The organism is Bifidobacterium catulorum (assembly GCF_003129925.1).
GTDB lineage: Bacteria > Actinomycetota > Actinomycetes > Actinomycetales > Bifidobacteriaceae > Galliscardovia > Galliscardovia catulorum.
The window spans coordinates 1-372 of sequence record NZ_QFFN01000083.1 but is presented as its reverse complement, the minus strand read 5'-3'; the positions used below and the strand labels follow the sequence as shown (position 1 = coordinate 372).

At 61.3% G+C, this 372-nt stretch carries 1 protein-coding gene; it reads left to right on the top strand.

All coding sequences use genetic code 11. The annotated features are described in order from the left end of the window. On the top strand, nucleotides 1–372 hold a 372-nt coding region (locus tag DF200_RS10565; protein ID WP_146192079.1), incomplete at both ends, for a transposase.

Below are 372 nucleotides of genomic sequence, written 5' to 3'. Positions count from 1 at the left end.
GCTGAAGAACGAGGACGACCTGACCGCCGGCCAGAAGGCCCAATTGGAGTGCGTGGCGAACACCAACGAGACCCTCTGGGAGGCGTACAAGCTCAAGGAACGCCTCAGGATGATCCTCAAACAGACCGCCGGCAAAGCCGACCCACTGCTGCGCCAATGGGCCGCGGACGCGTCCCTGTCCGGCATCCCCGGATTCGTCCAGCTCGGCGAGAAGATCGCCAGACGCCACTTCGACATCCTCACGACCATCCGTTCCGGACTGTCCAACGCCAGGCTCGAGGCCATCAACAACAAGATCAAGACCACCATCAAGATCGGCTACGGCTACCGCAACCTCGACAACCTCATCAGCCTCGTCATGCTCAAATGCGG